Annotated in this window: 21 protein-coding genes; 13 read left to right on the top strand and 8 right to left on the bottom strand. The window is 71.4% G+C overall.

The genetic code is table 11. The annotated features are described in order from the left end of the window. Window positions 1-24 precede the first annotated feature (24 nt). Window positions 25-348 (bottom strand): hypothetical protein, encoded by a 324-nt coding sequence (locus N4G66_RS35045; protein WP_261708326.1) that lies wholly within the window; start codon window positions 346-348, stop codon window positions 25-27. Beyond that, window positions 345-518 carry a hypothetical protein gene (locus tag N4G66_RS35040; protein ID WP_261708325.1) on the bottom strand — a complete coding sequence of 58 codons (174 nt, stop codon included), beginning with the start codon at window positions 516-518 and terminating at the stop codon, window positions 345-347. Before N4G66_RS35040 ends, N4G66_RS35045 begins: the two co-directional genes overlap by 4 nt. Window positions 519-883: 365 nt before the next feature. Between N4G66_RS35040 and N4G66_RS35035 the strand changes: the two genes are divergently transcribed. The 3 genes from N4G66_RS35035 (at window position 884) to N4G66_RS35025 (ending at window position 3,616) form a co-directional block, all read left to right on the top strand. After that, complete coding sequence (locus N4G66_RS35035; protein ID WP_261708324.1) at window positions 884-1,771, top strand: SCO6745 family protein; 888 nt, start codon at window positions 884-886, stop codon at window positions 1,769-1,771. Between the two features lie 432 nt (window positions 1,772-2,203). Then, window positions 2,204-2,707 (top strand): hypothetical protein, encoded by a 504-nt coding sequence (locus tag N4G66_RS35030; RefSeq protein WP_261708323.1) that lies wholly within the window; start codon window positions 2,204-2,206, stop codon window positions 2,705-2,707. 72 nt (window positions 2,708-2,779) lie between these two features. After that, window positions 2,780-3,616 carry a transposase gene (locus N4G66_RS35025; RefSeq protein ID WP_261708322.1) on the top strand — a complete coding sequence of 279 codons (837 nt, stop codon included), beginning with the start codon at window positions 2,780-2,782 and terminating at the stop codon, window positions 3,614-3,616. A 58-nt stretch (window positions 3,617-3,674) separates the two neighbouring features. Here the strand turns inward: N4G66_RS35025 and N4G66_RS35020 are convergent, their stop codons facing one another. From N4G66_RS35020 to N4G66_RS35000, 5 genes are all read right to left on the bottom strand, one after another. Then, entirely contained in the window at window positions 3,675-4,997 is a 1,323-nt protein-coding gene (locus tag N4G66_RS35020; RefSeq protein ID WP_261708321.1) for a hypothetical protein, read from the bottom strand. After that, window positions 4,994-5,248: a hypothetical protein gene (locus tag N4G66_RS35015; protein ID WP_261708320.1), complete on the bottom strand. Its 255-nt coding sequence runs from the start codon at window positions 5,246-5,248 to the stop codon at window positions 4,994-4,996. Before N4G66_RS35015 ends, N4G66_RS35020 begins: the two co-directional genes overlap by 4 nt. After that, entirely contained in the window at window positions 5,245-5,619 is a 375-nt protein-coding gene (locus N4G66_RS35010; RefSeq protein WP_261708319.1) for a DUF6907 domain-containing protein, read from the bottom strand. Before N4G66_RS35010 ends, N4G66_RS35015 begins: the two co-directional genes overlap by 4 nt. Continuing rightward, on the bottom strand, window positions 5,616-6,143 hold the full coding sequence (locus N4G66_RS35005) for a hypothetical protein (protein ID WP_261708318.1): 528 nt from the start codon (window positions 6,141-6,143) through the stop codon (window positions 5,616-5,618). The genes N4G66_RS35010 and N4G66_RS35005 overlap by 4 nt, the downstream gene beginning before the upstream one ends. Before the next feature lie 154 nt (window positions 6,144-6,297). Further along, window positions 6,298-6,669, bottom strand: coding sequence for a hypothetical protein (locus tag N4G66_RS35000; protein WP_261708317.1), 372 nt, complete (start codon window positions 6,667-6,669; stop codon window positions 6,298-6,300). Window positions 6,670-6,763: 94 nt separating this feature from the next. Here N4G66_RS35000 and N4G66_RS34995 point away from each other — a divergent pair, with 94 nt between their 5' ends. The 3 genes from N4G66_RS34995 to N4G66_RS34985 all read left to right on the top strand — a co-directional run bounded on the left by N4G66_RS34995 (window position 6,764) and on the right by N4G66_RS34985 (window position 9,235). Next, complete coding sequence (locus N4G66_RS34995) at window positions 6,764-6,895, top strand: hypothetical protein (protein ID WP_261708316.1); 132 nt, start codon at window positions 6,764-6,766, stop codon at window positions 6,893-6,895. A gap of 134 nt (window positions 6,896-7,029) precedes the next feature. Next, entirely contained in the window at window positions 7,030-8,100 is a 1,071-nt protein-coding gene (locus tag N4G66_RS34990; RefSeq protein ID WP_261708315.1) for an ATP-dependent DNA ligase, read from the top strand. Window positions 8,101-8,269: 169 nt separating this feature from the next. Beyond that, complete coding sequence (locus tag N4G66_RS34985; RefSeq protein WP_391858939.1) at window positions 8,270-9,235, top strand: DUF3048 domain-containing protein; 966 nt, start codon at window positions 8,270-8,272, stop codon at window positions 9,233-9,235. Window positions 9,236-9,367: 132 nt separating this feature from the next. Here the strand turns inward: N4G66_RS34985 and N4G66_RS34980 are convergent, their stop codons facing one another. Beyond that, window positions 9,368-9,856 carry a MarR family winged helix-turn-helix transcriptional regulator gene (locus N4G66_RS34980; protein WP_261708314.1) on the bottom strand — a complete coding sequence of 163 codons (489 nt, stop codon included), beginning with the start codon at window positions 9,854-9,856 and terminating at the stop codon, window positions 9,368-9,370. 312 nt (window positions 9,857-10,168) lie between these two features. Between N4G66_RS34980 and N4G66_RS34975 the strand changes: the two genes are divergently transcribed. Genes N4G66_RS34975 through pcaDC form a run of 7 tightly spaced genes read left to right on the top strand, consistent with a single transcriptional unit; the run spans window position 10,169 to window position 16,629 of the window. Further along, window positions 10,169-10,951 carry a CoA transferase subunit A gene (locus N4G66_RS34975; RefSeq protein WP_261708313.1) on the top strand — a complete coding sequence of 261 codons (783 nt, stop codon included), beginning with the start codon at window positions 10,169-10,171 and terminating at the stop codon, window positions 10,949-10,951. Beyond that, window positions 10,951-11,598: a CoA transferase subunit B gene (locus tag N4G66_RS34970; protein ID WP_261708312.1), complete on the top strand. Its 648-nt coding sequence runs from the start codon at window positions 10,951-10,953 to the stop codon at window positions 11,596-11,598. Before N4G66_RS34975 ends, N4G66_RS34970 begins: the two co-directional genes overlap by 1 nt. Next, on the top strand, window positions 11,595-12,797 hold the full coding sequence (locus tag N4G66_RS34965; protein WP_261708311.1) for a thiolase family protein: 1,203 nt from the start codon (window positions 11,595-11,597) through the stop codon (window positions 12,795-12,797). Before N4G66_RS34970 ends, N4G66_RS34965 begins: the two co-directional genes overlap by 4 nt. Before the next feature lie 10 nt (window positions 12,798-12,807). Further along, the gene (pcaH, locus tag N4G66_RS34960; protein WP_261708310.1) at window positions 12,808-13,578 is read left to right on the top strand and encodes a protocatechuate 3,4-dioxygenase subunit beta; all 771 of its coding nucleotides are present in this window, start codon (window positions 12,808-12,810) and stop codon (window positions 13,576-13,578) included. A gap of 2 nt (window positions 13,579-13,580) precedes the next feature. Beyond that, a complete protein-coding gene (gene pcaG, locus N4G66_RS34955) occupies window positions 13,581-14,144 on the top strand; it encodes a protocatechuate 3,4-dioxygenase subunit alpha (RefSeq protein ID WP_261708309.1) in 564 nt (187 codons plus the stop codon). Then, on the top strand, window positions 14,141-15,490 hold the full coding sequence (gene pcaB / locus N4G66_RS34950) for a 3-carboxy-cis,cis-muconate cycloisomerase (protein ID WP_261708308.1): 1,350 nt from the start codon (window positions 14,141-14,143) through the stop codon (window positions 15,488-15,490). Before pcaG ends, pcaB begins: the two co-directional genes overlap by 4 nt. Then, window positions 15,487-16,629, top strand: a complete 1,143-nt coding sequence (gene pcaDC / locus N4G66_RS34945; RefSeq protein ID WP_261708307.1) for a bifunctional 3-oxoadipate enol-lactonase/4-carboxymuconolactone decarboxylase PcaDC — start codon at window positions 15,487-15,489, stop codon at window positions 16,627-16,629. The genes pcaB and pcaDC overlap by 4 nt, the downstream gene beginning before the upstream one ends. Window positions 16,630-16,766 lie beyond the last annotated feature (137 nt).

The following is a 16,766-nucleotide window of genomic DNA, read 5'->3' as shown; positions in this document are numbered from 1 at the left end:
ACCTGCGGAGGACGGAAGGGCAGGTCAGCCCCTGCGGGAGCTGGTCCACATCGACTTCAGGACCAGGACGCAGATCGTGAGGGCGACGACGACCAGGCCGAGGACGGCGGCGAGGATGGCGAACCCGAACACCAGGAACGCGACCAGGACGGCGACGACCGTCAGGGCGAGGACGCCGAGGCAACCAGCCGCGATGTACGCGCCCCACGGGTGCGCCTGGATCGGCTGCAGCGGTGCGGTCGGGGGATTTGCGGCACCGTCCGGCGGTGTCGCAAAGGGCACCGGTCCGTACATCGGGTTACCGGCGAGGTCGTACCCGATCTGCTCTCGGTAGACGGGCTCGTTCATGACGTCCACCTCCGCAGCCGGGGCAGGTGTACGCGGACCGCGAGGCCGAGACCGAACGCCGTGAGGACGGGCTTGGACAGGACCGCGACGACGACCGCGACGGCCATGGCGAGGAGCGGCGGGAAGGCGATCAGGAGCCCGAGCAGGGCACCGAGGAGAAGCCACTTCATGACCACTACCGCCCCTCTGTCGCGACCACTGAGGAAGTTCCATCGTGATTCATGCAGGTCAACGGTCCTGGTGTGATGAGTCGTTGGGGTGCTCGCGCAGCTCATCACGGTGATCATTGGGGGGAGATCATCGGTCACCGAGCCACCTGGTGGTGCGTCAGCACCAGAAGGGCCCGCACCAACGCGGTCGCGTGCCGCGGATGCATGCGCACCTTGGTCAGGAGAGAACTGGTTGCAGGGCAGTAGTCGCCGGAGCCGCTCTCCGATAACGTACCGACCAGACGGTACGGCTAGGTGTGCCCCACGCGCCGTCGTGTGCTCGATGAACAGCAACGTTTCATCCGCCACAGGACGGAGAGCCCCTCATGACGCAGAACACGGACCGCGACAGCCTGGCCCTCGCGCGCCAGACCTGGAGAACTCTCGAGCCCTACCATGGGGCTGTCTACTTCTCGCCCGAAGCCGCAGGCCAGTACGCCGAGTTGGGCGTGGACGTCAGGACGGGGTACTTCGCGTCCCGCTCCGCCGCGCTCGGCGCCGCTCCGGCGGATCTGGTCATCGCCACGTTCTACAACTTCAATCCCCAACTGGTGCGCCGAGCCATACCCGCGGCATGGGAAGCCGCCACGCCGCAGCGGTTCGCCGCCGCCCGGCTCACCGGGATCGATACCACGCTCCGTCGGATCCTCGGCGCGGACGTCTCCTCACCGGCGCTGGCCCGCGCAGCGGAATTGGCCCGTACCGCGGCTGAAGTGACCGTGCGCCATCCACAAGGCCGCCCCCTCTTCGCCGCGCACGCCGCACTGCCGTGGCCGAGCGCACCCCACCTCGTGCTCTGGCACGCGCAGACTCTGCTGCGGGAGTTCCGTGGCGACGGTCACGTGGCGGCACTACTGACTGCCGGACTGAGCGGGCTCGAGGCTCTCGTCACGCACGCCGCCACAGGCGACATCGACGCAGGGGTGCTGCGCGACTCGCGGGCATGGACGCCGGAGCAGTGGGGACAGGCCGTGCAGAACCTGCATGAGCGTGGATGGCTCGACGACGGACCCCACCTGACCTTGACCGAGGACGGTACGCGGCGCAGGGCGGAGATCGAGCACACCACCGACAGGCTGGCTGCCCTCCCTTACATCACGCTCGGTCCTGCCGCCTGCGCCGAACTTCGTTCGCTGGTGAGGCCGTTCAGCCTTGCGGTGGCCAAGGAGCTCCTGCCGTGGGCAGTCGACCGCCTCAGCGAAGAGAGCGCATGAGAGAAGAGAGCGAGGTCGGGAATTCTCGATGGCGGGTCCATCTCGACGCCCCCCGAAGCAGCCGAGGTGCTCGCGGCACTGCCCCGGCGCACATCGCCTGGCCTGTGGAGTTGAGGCGCCTCGACCGGCACAGGCTTCTCACCTGACTGGAGTCGCCTCCCTGACCGACCCGCATGCGGTGCGCTCGGGTGTGGACGGACAGGTCGGCGCTATGGGGAAGGCACTGAGGAAGTTTCATCGTGGATCGACAGGTCAACGGCCCTCGTGTGACGGGCGGTTGGGCTGTTCGCGCATGTCACGAGCGTGATCGCGTCGGGGAGATCATCTGTCGGCCCGCTTCGGGTCGTCTTCCTCGGATCTCCTGCACGCTGCGCACTGGTGCCCCTACCGTGCGGGCAGGGTCGCGACGGAGAGCCCGCGAAGGGAGGGGACATGGCCCAGAACCTGATGGTGTGGCTGATAGAGCGCCGGGTGGTGCTGGAAGAACGCACCGCGCAGCTGCGCAAGCAGTTGGCCGACACCGAGGCCGAAGTGGCCCGGCTCGGGGCCGCCGAGGTCGTCTACCAGCAGTACCAGGAGGAGGATGCCGAGGCCGGGCACCCTGACGCCGCGGCCTGGCAGCAGGCCCTGGAAGAGGCCACCGGCGGCACGCCCGCGGCGCCCCCGCGTCCCGTCGGCACGCCCGGAGCCGCCGGCCAGCTGCTGATTCCCCACCGCGGCCCCGGCACCGGCACGGACGACCTGCCCGCCGACTACCAGAAGATCATGGAGATCGTCGCGGGCGGCGACAGCCCGCTGCAGGCCAAGGACGTGGCCCGCGAGCTGGGATTGGATGCGGCGCCGGCGAAGGTGGAGCCGGTGCGCGGGAAGCTGCGCAAGCTGGCCGAGCGCGGCTGGATCACCCGCACCCCCGCCGGACGCTACCTGCCCCGGTAGCCTGCGGCCGACCTGCCACAACGGCCGATTCCTGCCGCAACGCAAGCGCCCCCGGCGGGTGTTGGCCCATGCGTGAACAAGAACACCAGTCCCACCGAGGGCGACACCGGCCTTGTCTACTCCGTCCGCCTGCCGCTGTCCAGCGCGACCGTCAACCGCGTGGCCGGCCTGATCCGCGCCCACCGCAGACAGATCCGCTCCCGGTGGCGCAAGCTCGACGCCGGGCAGATAGCGCTGATCGTGCTGGCCCACCTGCGCAACGACGAGCGCCTGGCCGACCTGGCTGGCGGGAACGCGGTCTCGGCCTCCACAGTGCGGCGCTGGGTACTGGAGGTGCTCGGCCTGCTGGCCGCACGTTCCCCCCGCCTGGACCGCGCGCTGGCCAAGGTGGCCAAGGACAGCGGCTGCGTGGTCTTGTTGGACGGGACGCTGATCCGCACCCGGCGGCGCAGTGGGCGGGCGAACCGGAAGAACTACTCGGGGAAGCACAAGGCGCATGGCCTGCTGTTTCTCGCCCTGACCGATGCGAAGGGGCGGCTTTTGTGGATCTCCTCGGCCCGCCGCGGCGCCTGCAGCGAGATCACGGCGGCCCGCTACGAGAAGCTGTGCGCGCGACTGCGCGAGCTGGAGCTTGCAGCGGTGGCCGACCTGGGGTTCGTCGGTCTGGACGAGGGGGCCGAAGAGCAGCCGGCGGTCATCACGGGGTTCAAGGCGAGCGGCGGCAAGCACCTGTCTTCACCGAAGAAGGTCGTGAACCGGCTGATCAGCAGCCTGCGGGCGCCGGCCGAGCACGGCTTCGCGAGCCTGAAGACCTTCCGGATCCTGACCAAGGTGCGCATGCATCCGCGGCACGCGACCGCGTTGGTGCGGGCCCTTCTGGTGCTGACGCACCACCAGGTGGCTCGGTGACCGATGATCTCCCCCCAATGATCACCGTGATGAGCTGCGCGAGCACCCCAACGACTCATCACACCAGGACCGTTGACCTGCATGAATCACGATGGAACTTCCTCACTTGGCGGCGCAGCTCGGTCGCCTCGCGGCGGCTGAGTCCGAACTCGTCCTGCAACTGGGAGATGGTCACCCGGCGGCCGGTGGCAGATGACCGGTCGCGGTCGAGGCGTTGTGCCCTTTTCAGCAGCTCACCCGGGGTGATCGTGACCACCTCGGTGACCACCTGGCGGGAGGTCTGCACGGGTACGGCAGCGGTCATCTTCGAAGCGTCGCCACGCTCCAGGCCGGTTCCGCCGCTGACGTCCTTCCAGTGCCACGGCAACGACTCCGGGATGACCACCTCCGGGTCGGTGACCAGGCGTCCGCGGATGTTGTCCCACCGGTACAGCGGCGGACCCGAGTTGATGACGGGCCGGGCCGTGAGCGGCAGCAGGCGCACACCCGCGGGCACAACGGGCGGTCGCACGGGAGGCAGTTCTTTCCGCTCCTCCGGTACCTGCTCGACGGTCACCTCGACGGCGTCCTCCCACGGCGAGGCAAGGTCGATGGTGGCCAGCGAGGCGGCGTGGCGGCGGGCGGCGAGCAGGTCGAGGAGCTTGTGCCGCTGCTCCTCGCTCGCGCCGGCCTGCGCCTTGCCCACCACGACGGACAGGCGCCGGGACAGCCGGGCACGGCCGCGGCCCTGCGGCGGGGTGTCGGCGAGCTTCGCGGCCAGGCCGACCGCCTTCACGGTCCACCGGTCGCGGGAGATCTGCTCGGCGGTGCGGTCGCGGACTGCGAGGCCGAGGCGGGACAGGAGCCGCTCGCGCAGCTCCCGGGCCAGCAGCGCGGGCAGACTGCCCGAGTCGGTGCCGGGCTTGGCGTGCCGCAGTTCGATCCCCATGGCCAGGTGCCACAGCAGTCCGGCCAGCACGGGGCCGACAATGGCGCGGACGGTGCCGCCCACGAACCCGGACTCCGAGTAGGCGGGGATGACCTGCACGCCGGTGATGAACCAGACCAGGACCCCCGGGGTGCCGGGCGCGCCCTGCGTGTTCAGGTTCTGCCGGGCCATCAGGGCGCAGGAGAACAGGGCCAGTTCCGCGGCGCCGAACATCGCGCCCCGCTCGGCGGTCGACGTCACGTGGAGGCGGTGCTCAGCGAATCCCCACGACGTGTCGGCGCTGTAGGCGGTGCACGCCATCGCGGCGACGGAGGCGACCACGACGGCGGCCGAGGTGCGGCGCACGGTCCGGCGGCCGGCTCGGGCGAGCAGAGAGACCGCGACCAGGAGCAGGACCGCGGCAGCCATGGCGGGAAGCGGGTGGGCTTGTGCCCACATCAGGAGGGAGCTCATCGCTTCCCGTCCTCTCGGAAGGTGGCGTAGTCGCCGGGCGGATAGACGTAGTTGGAGAGGGCGCCCTCGGCCGCCACCGCGGCGGCACCGAGGGCGGCGACGACAGCCGCGGTTCCGGTGTGGCCGTGCTGCGCGGCCGCGTTCGCCGCTACGGAGGCGACCTGGGTCGCGCGGCGGGCGGAGGCGGGCGACCCGTCGGCGGTGTTCATGGCGCCGTACAGGGCGTCGCGGGCACGGTCTCGGAGGCTCACTGGCCACCCCTGAGCGCGTCAAGCTGGTCGCCGAGGTCGCGCAGGGCGTCGGCGTAGGTGTCGAGTACCGCAGCCAGTTCGTACAGGTCGACCGGGCCGAGAGTCCTGCCGACCGGGTGGACGGAGACGCCGGGCGTCCGGCCGCCGAGGTGCGGGGCGGAGGGACTGGCGTGCGGCGACTGGACCAAGCCGGCGGCGAGCAGGACGACGGACCGGAAGGTGAGGCTGGTCTCCGGGCCGCTGTGGATGATGTCGACGTATTCGGTCTCGGGGTCGTGGGGGCTGTGTCCGGCGCACCACGCGGGCTCGGGGATCGTCACGGTGCCGCGGTCGGCGGTGGCGAGAGTGACGGTGCGGGGCTCGGTGCTCACTGGCCCTCACCCCTGGCACGGGCTTCGGCGCGGCTGAGCTGCTCGTCGCGGGTGCGCGCGCTGTTGACCCAGATGAACGGGCGGGTGGTGTCGGCCGTGGTGAAGACGCGGATCGCTGCGCCCTCGGGGGCGTCAGGCAGGGGGTAGACGCGGCCGCCGTCGAGGGAGGCGAGGAGCCGGGCGCCGTGGTGCTCGCATCCGTCGGCGCCGGCGTTGGCCACGTCGAGGACAGTGACGACGGGCGGGCCGTCGCACGGGGTCGGGTCGTCGGGGTGGGCGGCCGGGCAGCGAGGGGCCGGGACCGGTCGTGGGCCAACCGTTGCGGTATCCCCACGGTTGGTGCCGACGGCGCGGAGCAGGATGCGGATGGCCTCGGCGAGGGCGCCATGGGCACGGTTGACGGCGAAGAGGTCGCGGTGGTCGACGTGCTCGTGTTCGGCGAGGAGCAGCTGCGCGACGCGGGCGGCAGCGAGGGTGCTCGGCTCGGCGGGGTTATCCACATTGTGGAAAGGGGTGTGGATCATCGGGTCACCTGCTTGGCGATGACTCCGGTTACGCCGACCTCGGTGACGCGCACGGTGATCGTGCGGTCGGGGGTACGGCGGATGCTGCCCGCGGCGACGAGTCGTCGCCCGGGGGCGGCCCACTAGGGGCGGGCCGCCTTCGGGGTCTCGGTCATCAGGCAGCCGCTCCGACGAGGGTCTCGTCGACGACCGGGGCGGCGGTCTCGACCAGCTCGACCTTGAGGCTCGGGGCGCAGGGCTTCATGGGGACGGGGCCGAGGTTGTTGGCCTTGAAGATGCGGGTGATCTCGGCGAGGTCCGGGGTCTGCCGGGACGACGGGGTGCGGAACACCTTCCCCGTGCCGTAGATGCCGGCGGGCAGCTTGTCGAGGACCTTCTTCGCGGCGCGCTTGCCGCGGTCGGCGCGGCGGGCCTGGTCGGCTGCGCGCTCGTACTCGCGGGCCTCGGCCTCGATGGCCTCGACCGTGGGGAGCTCGTCGACGATGAGGACGTCTGCCGGGTCCGGGGCCTCGACGACACACGACACCCCGACCGATCCGGGTGCCGGATCCGCTGTGGCAGGCGTACGGCCGGGTGTGCGAACAGCTCGGGACGGATCGCACGAATGACGTCCTCGAGCCATGAGAGCCCGCGTCCTGGAGCACGGCACCGACGAGGACCGGGCCGACCTCGAGAAGGCCGACAAGGAACTCACGGAGCGCCGGTCCCGCAAGGGCGGCCGACCGAAGCAGGACCCGACCGCCAGCGCCTGAGGATCGCGGCGGCTCCGTCTCACACTCGTCTCACAGACCGACCGCGAAACAGCGGCAAAACCCCAGGACAGCCGGACCTGGGCGGCCGAAAGACGCAACAGGCAGACACTATGGACGGCTCTTAGAGTCGAAGCATGGACCTGCCGGTGATGCCGCCCGTGAAGCCGATGCTCGCCAAGTCCGTGGCGAAGATCCCGCCGGACATGCACTACGAGGCGAAGTGGGACGGCTTCCGGGCCATCGTGTTCCGCGACGGCGACGAGATGGAGATCGGCAGTCGCACCGGCAAGCCGCTGAACAGGTATTTCCCCGAGCTGGTCGAGGCGTTGCGGGAGCGGCTGCCGGAGCGCTGTGTGATGGACGGGGAGATCGTGATCGCCAGGGACGGGCGGCTCGACTTCGACGCGCTCTCGGAGCGGATCCACCCGGCGGACTCACGGGTGCGGATGCTGGCCGAGAAGACCCCCGCCTCTTTCGTGGCCTTCGACATGCTGGCGCTGGCCGACGAATCGCTGCTCGACGTTCCGCTGGGCGACCGGCGCGCGCTGCTCGTGACGGCGCTGTCCGGGGTGACGGCGCCGGTGCACGTGGCGTCGGCGACCACGGACCGCGAGGTGGCGCAGCGCTGGTTCGAGCAGTACGAGGGGGCGGGGCTCGACGGCGTCATGGCGAAGCCGCTCACGCTGCCGTATCTGCGGGACGAGCGGGCCATGTACAAGATCAAGCACGAGCGGACGGCGGATGTCGTCGTCGCCGGTTACCGCTTCCACAAGAGCGGACCGGTCGTGGGGTCGCTGCTGCTCGGCCTGTACGACGACGGGGGCACGCTCCAGCACGTCGGCGTGAGCGCCGCGTTCCCGATGAAGCGGCGTGCGGAGCTGGTGGAGGAACTGGAGCCCTTGCGGCTGGAGGACGCCACCGAGCACCCGTGGGCGGCCTGGGCGCAGGAGTCGGCGCACGAGACGGCGCGGCTGCCGGGCGCGCCCAGCAGATGGTCGGCGAAAAAGGACCCGTCCTGGATCCCGATCAGGCCCGAGCGGGTGGCCGAGGTGGCGTACGACCACATGGAGAACGGCGTACGGTTCCGCCACACGGCCCGCTTCCGCCGTTGGCGCCCCGACCGCACCGCCGAGAGCTGCACGTACGGACAACTGGACGAGCCGGTCGGCTATGACCTCGCGGAGATCTTGGGCCCGCCGGACTGACGCGCCGGACGCGGAACGGCCCCCCTCCGGAGTTCCGCTTCGACCTGCCCGGATCATCCCGGTGAGCCGATCAGTTCAGTCGACGCGCGCAATCAGAAACGATCGGGTATGGCCACCGATGAACTGATGAGCGCACAATCGATGGCACGGGACAGGTGGCACGGTGGGCATGCGAGAAATGGTGCGGCTGAGGCGTGGCGCATGGACGGCGGCGCTGCTGGCCGTCACGGTGACGGGCTCCCTGATGACGGGCTGCACCTCGGGGGGCGGACCGACCGACGACGGCCGGAGCCAGAGCCCGAGCGAGAGCGGTCGGCCGAACGTCGGCTCGGTGCTCGCGGTGAAGATCGACAATGTGCCCGGGGCACGCCCCCAGACGGGGCTCGACGCGGCGGACGTGGTGTACGCGGAGCAGGTCGAGGGCGGTCTGAGCCGGCTGATGGCGGTCTTCGCGAGCACACTGCCCAAGGCCGTCGGACCCGTGCGCAGTGCCCGCGAGTCGGATCTGGAGCTGCTGAGACAGTTCCACGAGCCGACGCTCGCCTTCTCCGGGGCCCAGCGCAGACTGCTGCCGCTGATCGACAACGCGCCATTGAATCCCGAGCTGCCGGGGAAGGTGTCCGGCGCCTGGTACCGGGGCGCGGGCAAGGCCGCGCCGCACAATCTGTATCTGCATCCGCAGCGACTGGTGGGCTCCGCACCGGGCGAGGCCGCGCTGACCACCGGATTCCGTTTCGGGGCGGCGCCCGCGGGCGGCACCCCCGAGACCTCCCGCACGGTCCGCTTCCCGTCCGCCCGTTTCACCTTCACCTGGTCCGCCGAGCGCGAGCGCTGGCTGGTGGCCATGGACGGAACACCGACGGTGACGACCGACGGCACCTCGGTGGCTCCGGCGACGGTCGTCATCCAGCACGTGAAGATACGCAAATCCAAGTACCACGACGTCCTCGGCAACAACTCGCCGTACACGGAGTCGGTGGGCTCGGGCACGGCGCAGGTGCTGCGCGACGGCCGCGCCTTCGACGCGAACTGGACGCGGCCCGACGCGGCCGGGGGCACACGGTTCACGGCCCCGGACGGAACGCCGATGAACTTCGCGCAGGGCCAGGTGTGGGTGGTCTTCGCCAAGGCGTGACACGGCAGGCGGGCCCCCCACCACCGGGGGTCCTGGCCAAGGCCTGCGACAGCAGGCGGGCACCGGCCCCGCGTCCGCGCCACGCCCCAGGCCACCCCATGTCCGGGGCCGTGCCCGCCTCGCCGCCCCGCCTCACCTCGCCCCGCCGGGCAGCCCCTGGTGCTGCGCGCCGAGGGGCTCCGCAGGGTTGCGGAGCCCCTCGGCGGCGTCCGAGACGCGCTGGATGAGGTCGAAGAAGACGGTCTGCTCCTCGGCGGAGAGGGGGGCCAGGAAGACCTGGTTCATACGCGCGGTGCGGACGGTCAGCTTGCGGTGGACGCGCAGCCCGTCGTCCGTGAGGCGGAGCAGGAAGCGCCGCCCGTCCTGCGGATCGCGCACCTTGTCCAGCAGTGCGCGGCGCCCGAGCCGACTGATGACCTCGGCGATCGTGGACCGGTCGAGCCCGACCCGCTCCCCCACCGTGCGCTGGTCGAGGCCCGGCTCGGCGACGAGCGCGTTCAAGACCGCGAACTGGGGCGAGGTGATCTCCTCGGAGACCATCGTGTTCCACAGCAGGTAATGCGCCTGCTGCAGTCGCCGGGCCAGGTGCCCGGGGTGGGTGGAGAGGTCCACCGCGGCCATGTGCACTCCTCGGGTCCGGTACGCGCTGGTGACCGCGCCGCACCAGGGTCGTATGCGTTGATGCCGAAATCGATGCGCTGAAGTTGCTGCACTGAAGTTGCTGCACTGAATTCGTTGGTGCACTGAACGATACCCGCCCTCCCAGCCGACCGTCCCGACCTCCGCCAACGTCTACGACTCCTCGAATCAGTCCCTCATCTGGGGTCTTGACGGACCGAAGTCCGGGTGGCAGCGTGTTGGACACCTCGAAGAATTAATCAGTGCCCTGATTAATTCGGGCGCTGGACACTCGGGAGAGATGAGGCTTCACGCATGGACAAGGTGGTCGCCACGGCACTGGAGGCGGTGGCCGATGTACCGGACGGTGCGACGCTGGCGGTCGGCGGATTCGGCCTCAGCGGTGTACCGAACGTGCTGATCGAGGCGCTCCACGAGCGTGGCGTCCAGGGGCTCGGGGTGGTCTCCAACAACTGCGGGGCCATGGACTCCGGGCTGGCGGTCCTGCTCGCCGCCGGACGCATCGCCCGGGTCACCGGCTCGTACATCGGCGGGAACAAGGAGTTCGCCCGGCAGTACCTGGCCGGCGAGCTGGAGGTCGAGATGATCCCGCAGGGCACACTGGCCGAGCGGCTGCGCGCGGGCGGCGCCGGGATCCCCGCCTTCTACACGCCCGCCGGGGTCGGTACGCAGGTCGCCGACGGCGGACTGCCGTGGCACTACGACGGCCGGGGCGGTGTCACGCTGGCCTCTCCGCCGAAGGAGGTGCGCGAGTTCGACGGCACCGCGTACGTGCTGGAGCGCGGCATCCGCACCGACTTCGCGCTGGTACGGGCCGCGAAGGGCGACCGGCACGGCAACCTCGTCTTCAACAAGTCCTCCCGGAACTTCAACCCGCTCGCCGCGATGGCCGGCCGGGTGACGATCGCCGAGGTGGAAGAACTCGTGGAGCCGGGCGGGATCGATCCGGACGCGGTGCATCTGCCGGGCATCTTCGTACAGCGCGTCGTGGCTCTGACCCGCGAGCAGGCGAACGTCAAGATGATCGAGAAGCGGACGGTCTCGGCGTCCGCGGCGGACGGAACGGTGAACGGGTAATGGCCTGGAGCAGGGAAGAGATGGCGGCCCGCGCCGCGCGTGAACTGGAGGACGGCCAGTACGTGAACCTCGGCATCGGCCTGCCGACGCTGATCCCCAATCACCTCCCCGCGGGCGTCGAGGTGATCCTGGAGTCGGAGAACGGCATCCTGGGCACCGGCCCCTACCCGGCCGAGGACCAGGTCGACCCCGACCTCATCAACGCGGGCAAGGAGACCGTCACGGTTCTGCCGGGCGCCTCGTACTTCGACTCCGCGCTGTCCTTCGGGATGATCCGCGGCGGGCACATCGACGTCGCCGTGCTCGGCGCGATGCAGGTCTCGGCCGGCGGCGACCTCGCCAACTGGGCCGTCCCGGGCAAGATGATCACCGGCATCGGCGGCGCGATGGACCTCGTCCACGGGGCCCGTACGGTCATCGTCGTGATGACCCACACCGCCAAGGACGGCTCGCCCAAGATCCTCGGGGAGTGCGAACTGCCGCTCACCGGCAAGGCGTGCGTGAACCGGATCATCACCGACCTGGGGGTCCTCGACATCACCGCCGACGGCCTGCTGCTGGTGGAGACCGCGCCGGGCGTCACAGCGGAGGAGATCGCGGCGAAGACCGCCGCAGAGGTCCGTGTCGCGGAGGGGATCCCGTCGTGAAGGACGTCTACGTCGTCGATGCCGTCCGGACACCGATCGGCAAGTACAACGGGTCACTGGCCCCCGTCCGCCCGGACGACCTGGCGGCCCACGCCATCCGCGAACTCCTCGGCCGGACCCCGGACCTGGACCCGGCGCGGATCGAGGACGTCTACTTCGGCAACGCCAACGGCGCGGGCGAGGAGAACCGGAACGTGGGCCGGATGGCCGCCCTCCTCGCCGGGCTGCCCACCTCCGTGCCCGGCGTGACCGTCAACCGGCTGTGCGCCTCCGGGCTCGAAGCCGTCATCCAGGCGGCCCGAGCCATCGCGCTCGGCGACGCCTCGATCGCCCTGGCCGGCGGCGTCGAGTCCATGACGCGCGCACCGTACGTCCTGCCCAAGAGCGACCGGCCGTTCCCCGCCGGCCACGCCGAGCTGTACTCCACGACCCTCGGCTGGCGCATGGTCAATCCGCGGATGGACCCGCAGTGGACCATTCCGCTGGGCGAGTCCGCCGAACTCATCGCAGACAAGCACAAGATCACCCGTGAGCGGCAGGACGAGTTCGCCCTCGCCAGCCACCGGAAGGCTGCCCGAGCCCAAGCGGAAGGCCTGTTCGACGCCGAGATCGCTCCGCTGTCGCTCCCCCGGCGCAAGGGCGAACCGCTCGTGTTCGACGCGGACGAGTGCGTACGCGCCGACGCGTCCCTCGACGCCATGGCCCGGCTGAAGCCGTCCTTCCGCACCGAGCGGGGGACTGTGACCGCGGGCAACGCCTCACCCCTGAACGACGGCGCCGCGGCCCTGCTGCTGGTCGACGCGGAGGGACTCGCAGCCACCGGCCGCGAACCCCTCGCCCGCGTCTCCGCGACCGGCGTGTCCGCGGTCGACCCGCGGTACTTCGGGCTCGCCCCCGTCGAGGCCGTGAACCGCGCACTCGCCAAGTCGGGCAAGAGATTTGACGATCTGTCGACTCTGGAACTGAACGAGGCCTTCGCCGCCCAGGTCCTCGGCTGCGTGGCCGAATGGCCCGAGTTCGACACCGGGATCCTCAACCCGCAGGGCGGCGCCATCGCCCTCGGCCACCCCCTCGGCGCCTCCGGTGCCCGGCTCGCCGGCACCGTCGCCCACCAACTCGCCCGCAAGGGCAGTGGAGTTGGTGTCGCCACCCTCTGTATCGGCGTGGGCCAGGGCCTCGCCCTCGTCCTCGAACGCTAGGAAGTCGGCCATGGCTCTGACCCAGTCGGACATCGACGTCGAGATCACGGATCTCCAGGACGCGTACGACAAGGCGGTGGCCGGCGGCGCGCCCGTACGCAACCACCCCGCGCGCGACTACCCCCCGTACCGCAGTTCCCGGCTCCGCCACCCGAAGCAGCCGCTGGTCGCGGTGAGCGGCGGCGACCCGGAGACGGTCGAACTGTCGGGCCCGGTCTTCGGGGTCACCGACATCACCGAGATCGACAACGACCTCACCCTGCAGCACCGGGGCGAGCCGATCGGCGAGCGGATGACCGTCTCGGGCCGGCTGCTCGACCGCGACGGCCGTCCGGTGCGCGGCCAGCTCGTCGAGATCTGGCAGGCCAACGCCGCGGGACGGTACGCCCATCTGCGCGAGCAGCACCCGGCACCGCTCGACCCCAACTTCACCGGCGTGGGACGTACCCTGACGGACGGTCAGGGCCGGTACGCCTTCACCACGATCAAGCCGGGACCGTACCCGTGGGGCAATCACACCAACGCGTGGCGGCCCGCGCACATCCACTTCTCGGTGTTCGGCACGGCGTTCACCCAGCGGCTGGTGACCCAGATGTACTTCCCTGGCGACCCGCTGTTCCCGTACGACCCGATCCTGCGGTCCGTCACGGACACGGCGGCCCGCGACCGGCTGATCGCCGCCTACAACCATGATCTCTCGCGGCCCGAGTTCTCCATGGGCTACGAGTGGGACATCGTCCTCGACGGTCCCTCCGCCACCTGGATCGAGGAAGGCCGTTGAGCATGACCGAGCGGTTGCTCCCCACCCCCTCCCACACCATCGGCCCCTTCTACGGCCACGCGCTGCCCTTCCCTGGCGGCGGCGACATCGCACCCCAGGGCCACCCCGACACGATCACCCTGCACGGCTACGTCTTCGACGGCGCGGGCGTGCCGGTCCCCGACACCCTGCTGGACTTCTGGCAGGCCGCGCCCGACGGCTCCCTCGCGGGCGCCCCCGGCTCGCTGCGCCGCGACCCCTCCACGGGCGGCTTCCTCGGCCGCAACGGCGTCGACTTCACGGGCTTCGGCCGCGTCGCCACCGACGCCGACGGCCACTACGCGCTGCGCACACTGCCGCCGGGGAACGCCGGGCCGCCGTACATCGGCGTGTGCGTGTTCGCGCGCGGTCTGACGCACCACCTGTTCACCCGCGCCTATCTGGCCGACGGCACGGACCCGCTGCTCGACGGGCTGCCGGCCGAGCGGCGCGCCACGCTGATCGCGGCCGAGGGCGCACGGCGGACGTACCGTTTCGACATCCGCCTTCAGGGCGAAGGCGAAACGGTCTTCCTGGAGTTCCAGTGACAGCTGCCGGCCCCGACGCGTCCGACACCGGCCTGCTCGCCCCCGGCCGGGCGGGTTCCCCGGCGTCGGCCGCGACGAGCGACACCGCGTATCTGCGGGCCCTGCTCGACGCGGAGGCCGCGCTCACCCGGGCCCAGGCGTCCCTGGGGCTGGCCCCGGCCGGGGCCGCGACGGCGGTGTCGGACGCGGCCGACGGCGCGGACTTCGACCTCGCCTCGATCGCGCTGCGCGCCAGGGGCGGCGGCAACCCGGTGATTCCCCTGGTCGCGGACCTGACAGCCGCCGTCGCCGGGGAGTTCGGCCCGTACGTCCACCGGGGCGCGACGAGCCAGGACATCCTGGACTCGGCCACCATGCTCGTCGCGGCCCGCACCCTGGACCTGGTCCTGAGCGACCTGGAGCGGACCGGGCGTGCGCTGGCCCGGCTCGCGGAGGAGCACCGGAGCACAGTGCTGCCGGGCCGCACGCTCACCCAGCACGCGGTGCCGACGACCTTCGGGCTGAAGGCGGCGGGGTGGCGGTCGCTGGTGCTCGACGCCAGGGACCGGGTACACGCCGTACGGCTCTCCCTGCCCGCCCAACTCGGCGGCGCGGCAGGCACCTTGGCCGCCTTCACCGCCTTCGGTACGGAGGACACCAAGGCCCTGACCGCCGCGTTCGCCCGCGAACTGGACCTGGCCGAACCAGAATTGCCCTGGCACACTCTGCGCACGCCGATCGCGGACCTGGCCGGAGCACTGGCGTTCACCGCCGGCGCGCTCGGCAAGACCGCCGTCGACGTACTCACCCTCTCGCGCACCGAGATCGCCGAGCTGGCCGAGGGGTCCGGCGGCGGTTCGTCCGCGATGCCGCACAAGGCGAACCCGGTGCGGGCCACGCTCGTGGCCGCCGCCGCCCGGCGTGCTCCCCTGCTCGCGGCCACCCTGTACGGCGCGATGGCGGCCGAGGACGAGCGGCCGGCCGGGGCCTGGCACGCCGAGTGGGAACCCCTGCGCGATCTGCTCCGACTGGTGGGCGGGGCGGCCCGCGACGCGGCCGAACTGACCGAGGGGCTACGGGTGAACGCCGAGGCCATGCGCGAACACCTGGGTCTCACGCACGGGTTGATCGTCTCCGAACGGCTGGCCGTCGAACTCGCCCCGGTGCTCGGCCGGGCGCGTGCGAGGGAGCTGCTGACCCGAGCCGCCGAGCGGGCCGTCGCCGAGCGGCGGCCCCTCGCGGACGTGCTCGGCGAAGAACCCGGCCTCAAGGACCTCCCGGGCGTCGACCTCGCCGAACTCACCGACCCGACCCGCTACACGGGCTCCGCCGGAGTCCTCACCGACCGTGCTCTGGAGCGACGTTGACCGTGAAACTGCTCACCCACCGCACCGAGGGATCGACCACCGCTCCCCCGCTGCTCCTCGGCCCCTCGCTCGGGACGTCGTACGCCCTGTGGGACAAGATCGCGCCCGAACTGTCCGTCACCCACCGGGTGGTGCGCTGGAACCTTCCCGGGCACGGAGGCTCACCGGCCGACCTGATCGGCCCCGGGGCGACGGTCGCCGACCTGGCCGCGCTCGTTCTGGAGCTGGCCGACTCCCTGGGCATCGAGCGTTTCTCGTACGCCGGTGTGTCGCTGGGCGGCGCGGTGGGCCTGCATCTGGCGGTCCACCACCCCGAGCGGCTCTCGTCCCTCGCCGTCATCTGTTCCTCGGCCCACTTCAACGGGTCGAAGCCGTGGGAGGAGCGGGCCGAGCTGGTGCGCCGCGAAGGCCTCGCACCCGTCGCCGCGACCGCCGACACCCGCTGGTTCACCGCCGGTTTCACCGTGCCGGAGCTGGTCGAGGACCTCCGGGGCGCCGACCCGGAGGCGTACGCCGCCTGTTGCGACGCCCTGGCCGCGTTCGACATCCGGGACCGGCTGGCGTCGATCACCGTACCGACGCTGCTGATCGCCGGGCGCGAGGACCCCGCGACACCGCCCGCGCATCTGCGGGAGATCGCGGACGCGGTGCAGGGCGCGGCGCTCGTGGAGATCCCGGGCGCCTCGCACCTGGCGCCCGCACAGTGCCCGGAAGCCGTGCTGACGGCCCTGCGGGCGCACTTCTCGGCAGGAGGTGCCCGGCGCGGCATGGAGGTACGCCGTCAGGTTCTCGGCGACGAGCACGTGGACCACGCGCAGGCGCGCCAGAGCCCGTTCACGGCCCGCTTCCAGGACTTCATCTCGCGCTACGCCTGGGGCGAGATCTGGACCGATACGACGCTGACGCGCCGCGAACGCAGCATGATCACGCTGACCGCGCTGGTGGCGCACGGCCACCACGACGAGCTGGCGATGCATGTCCGCGCGGCACGGCGCAACGGGCTCACGCCCGAGGAGATCGGCGCGGTGCTGCTGCAGACAGCGGTCTACTGCGGTGTCCCGGCCGCGAATTCGGCGTTCGCGGTGGCCCAGCGGGTGCTGGCGGAGGAAGCCGCGGAGGACGGCCCCCGCTCGGACTGACGTCGGCAGGCGGGGGGGCGCCCCGCGGCCGGATGGGATGGCTTGCGGGCGAGGCGACGGCGGCTCGCGGGCGAGGCTCCGGACCGCCGCCACACCCCTCCGGACCGGCTTGGGCTGCGCCCCAGGCCCCGCTCCTC

The sequence above is a fragment of the Streptomyces rhizosphaerihabitans genome (assembly GCF_025399795.1).
GTDB lineage: Bacteria > Actinomycetota > Actinomycetes > Streptomycetales > Streptomycetaceae > Streptomyces > Streptomyces rhizosphaerihabitans.
Note: the sequence above shows the minus strand (reverse complement) of the source record. Positions and strands in the feature narration are given on the sequence as shown.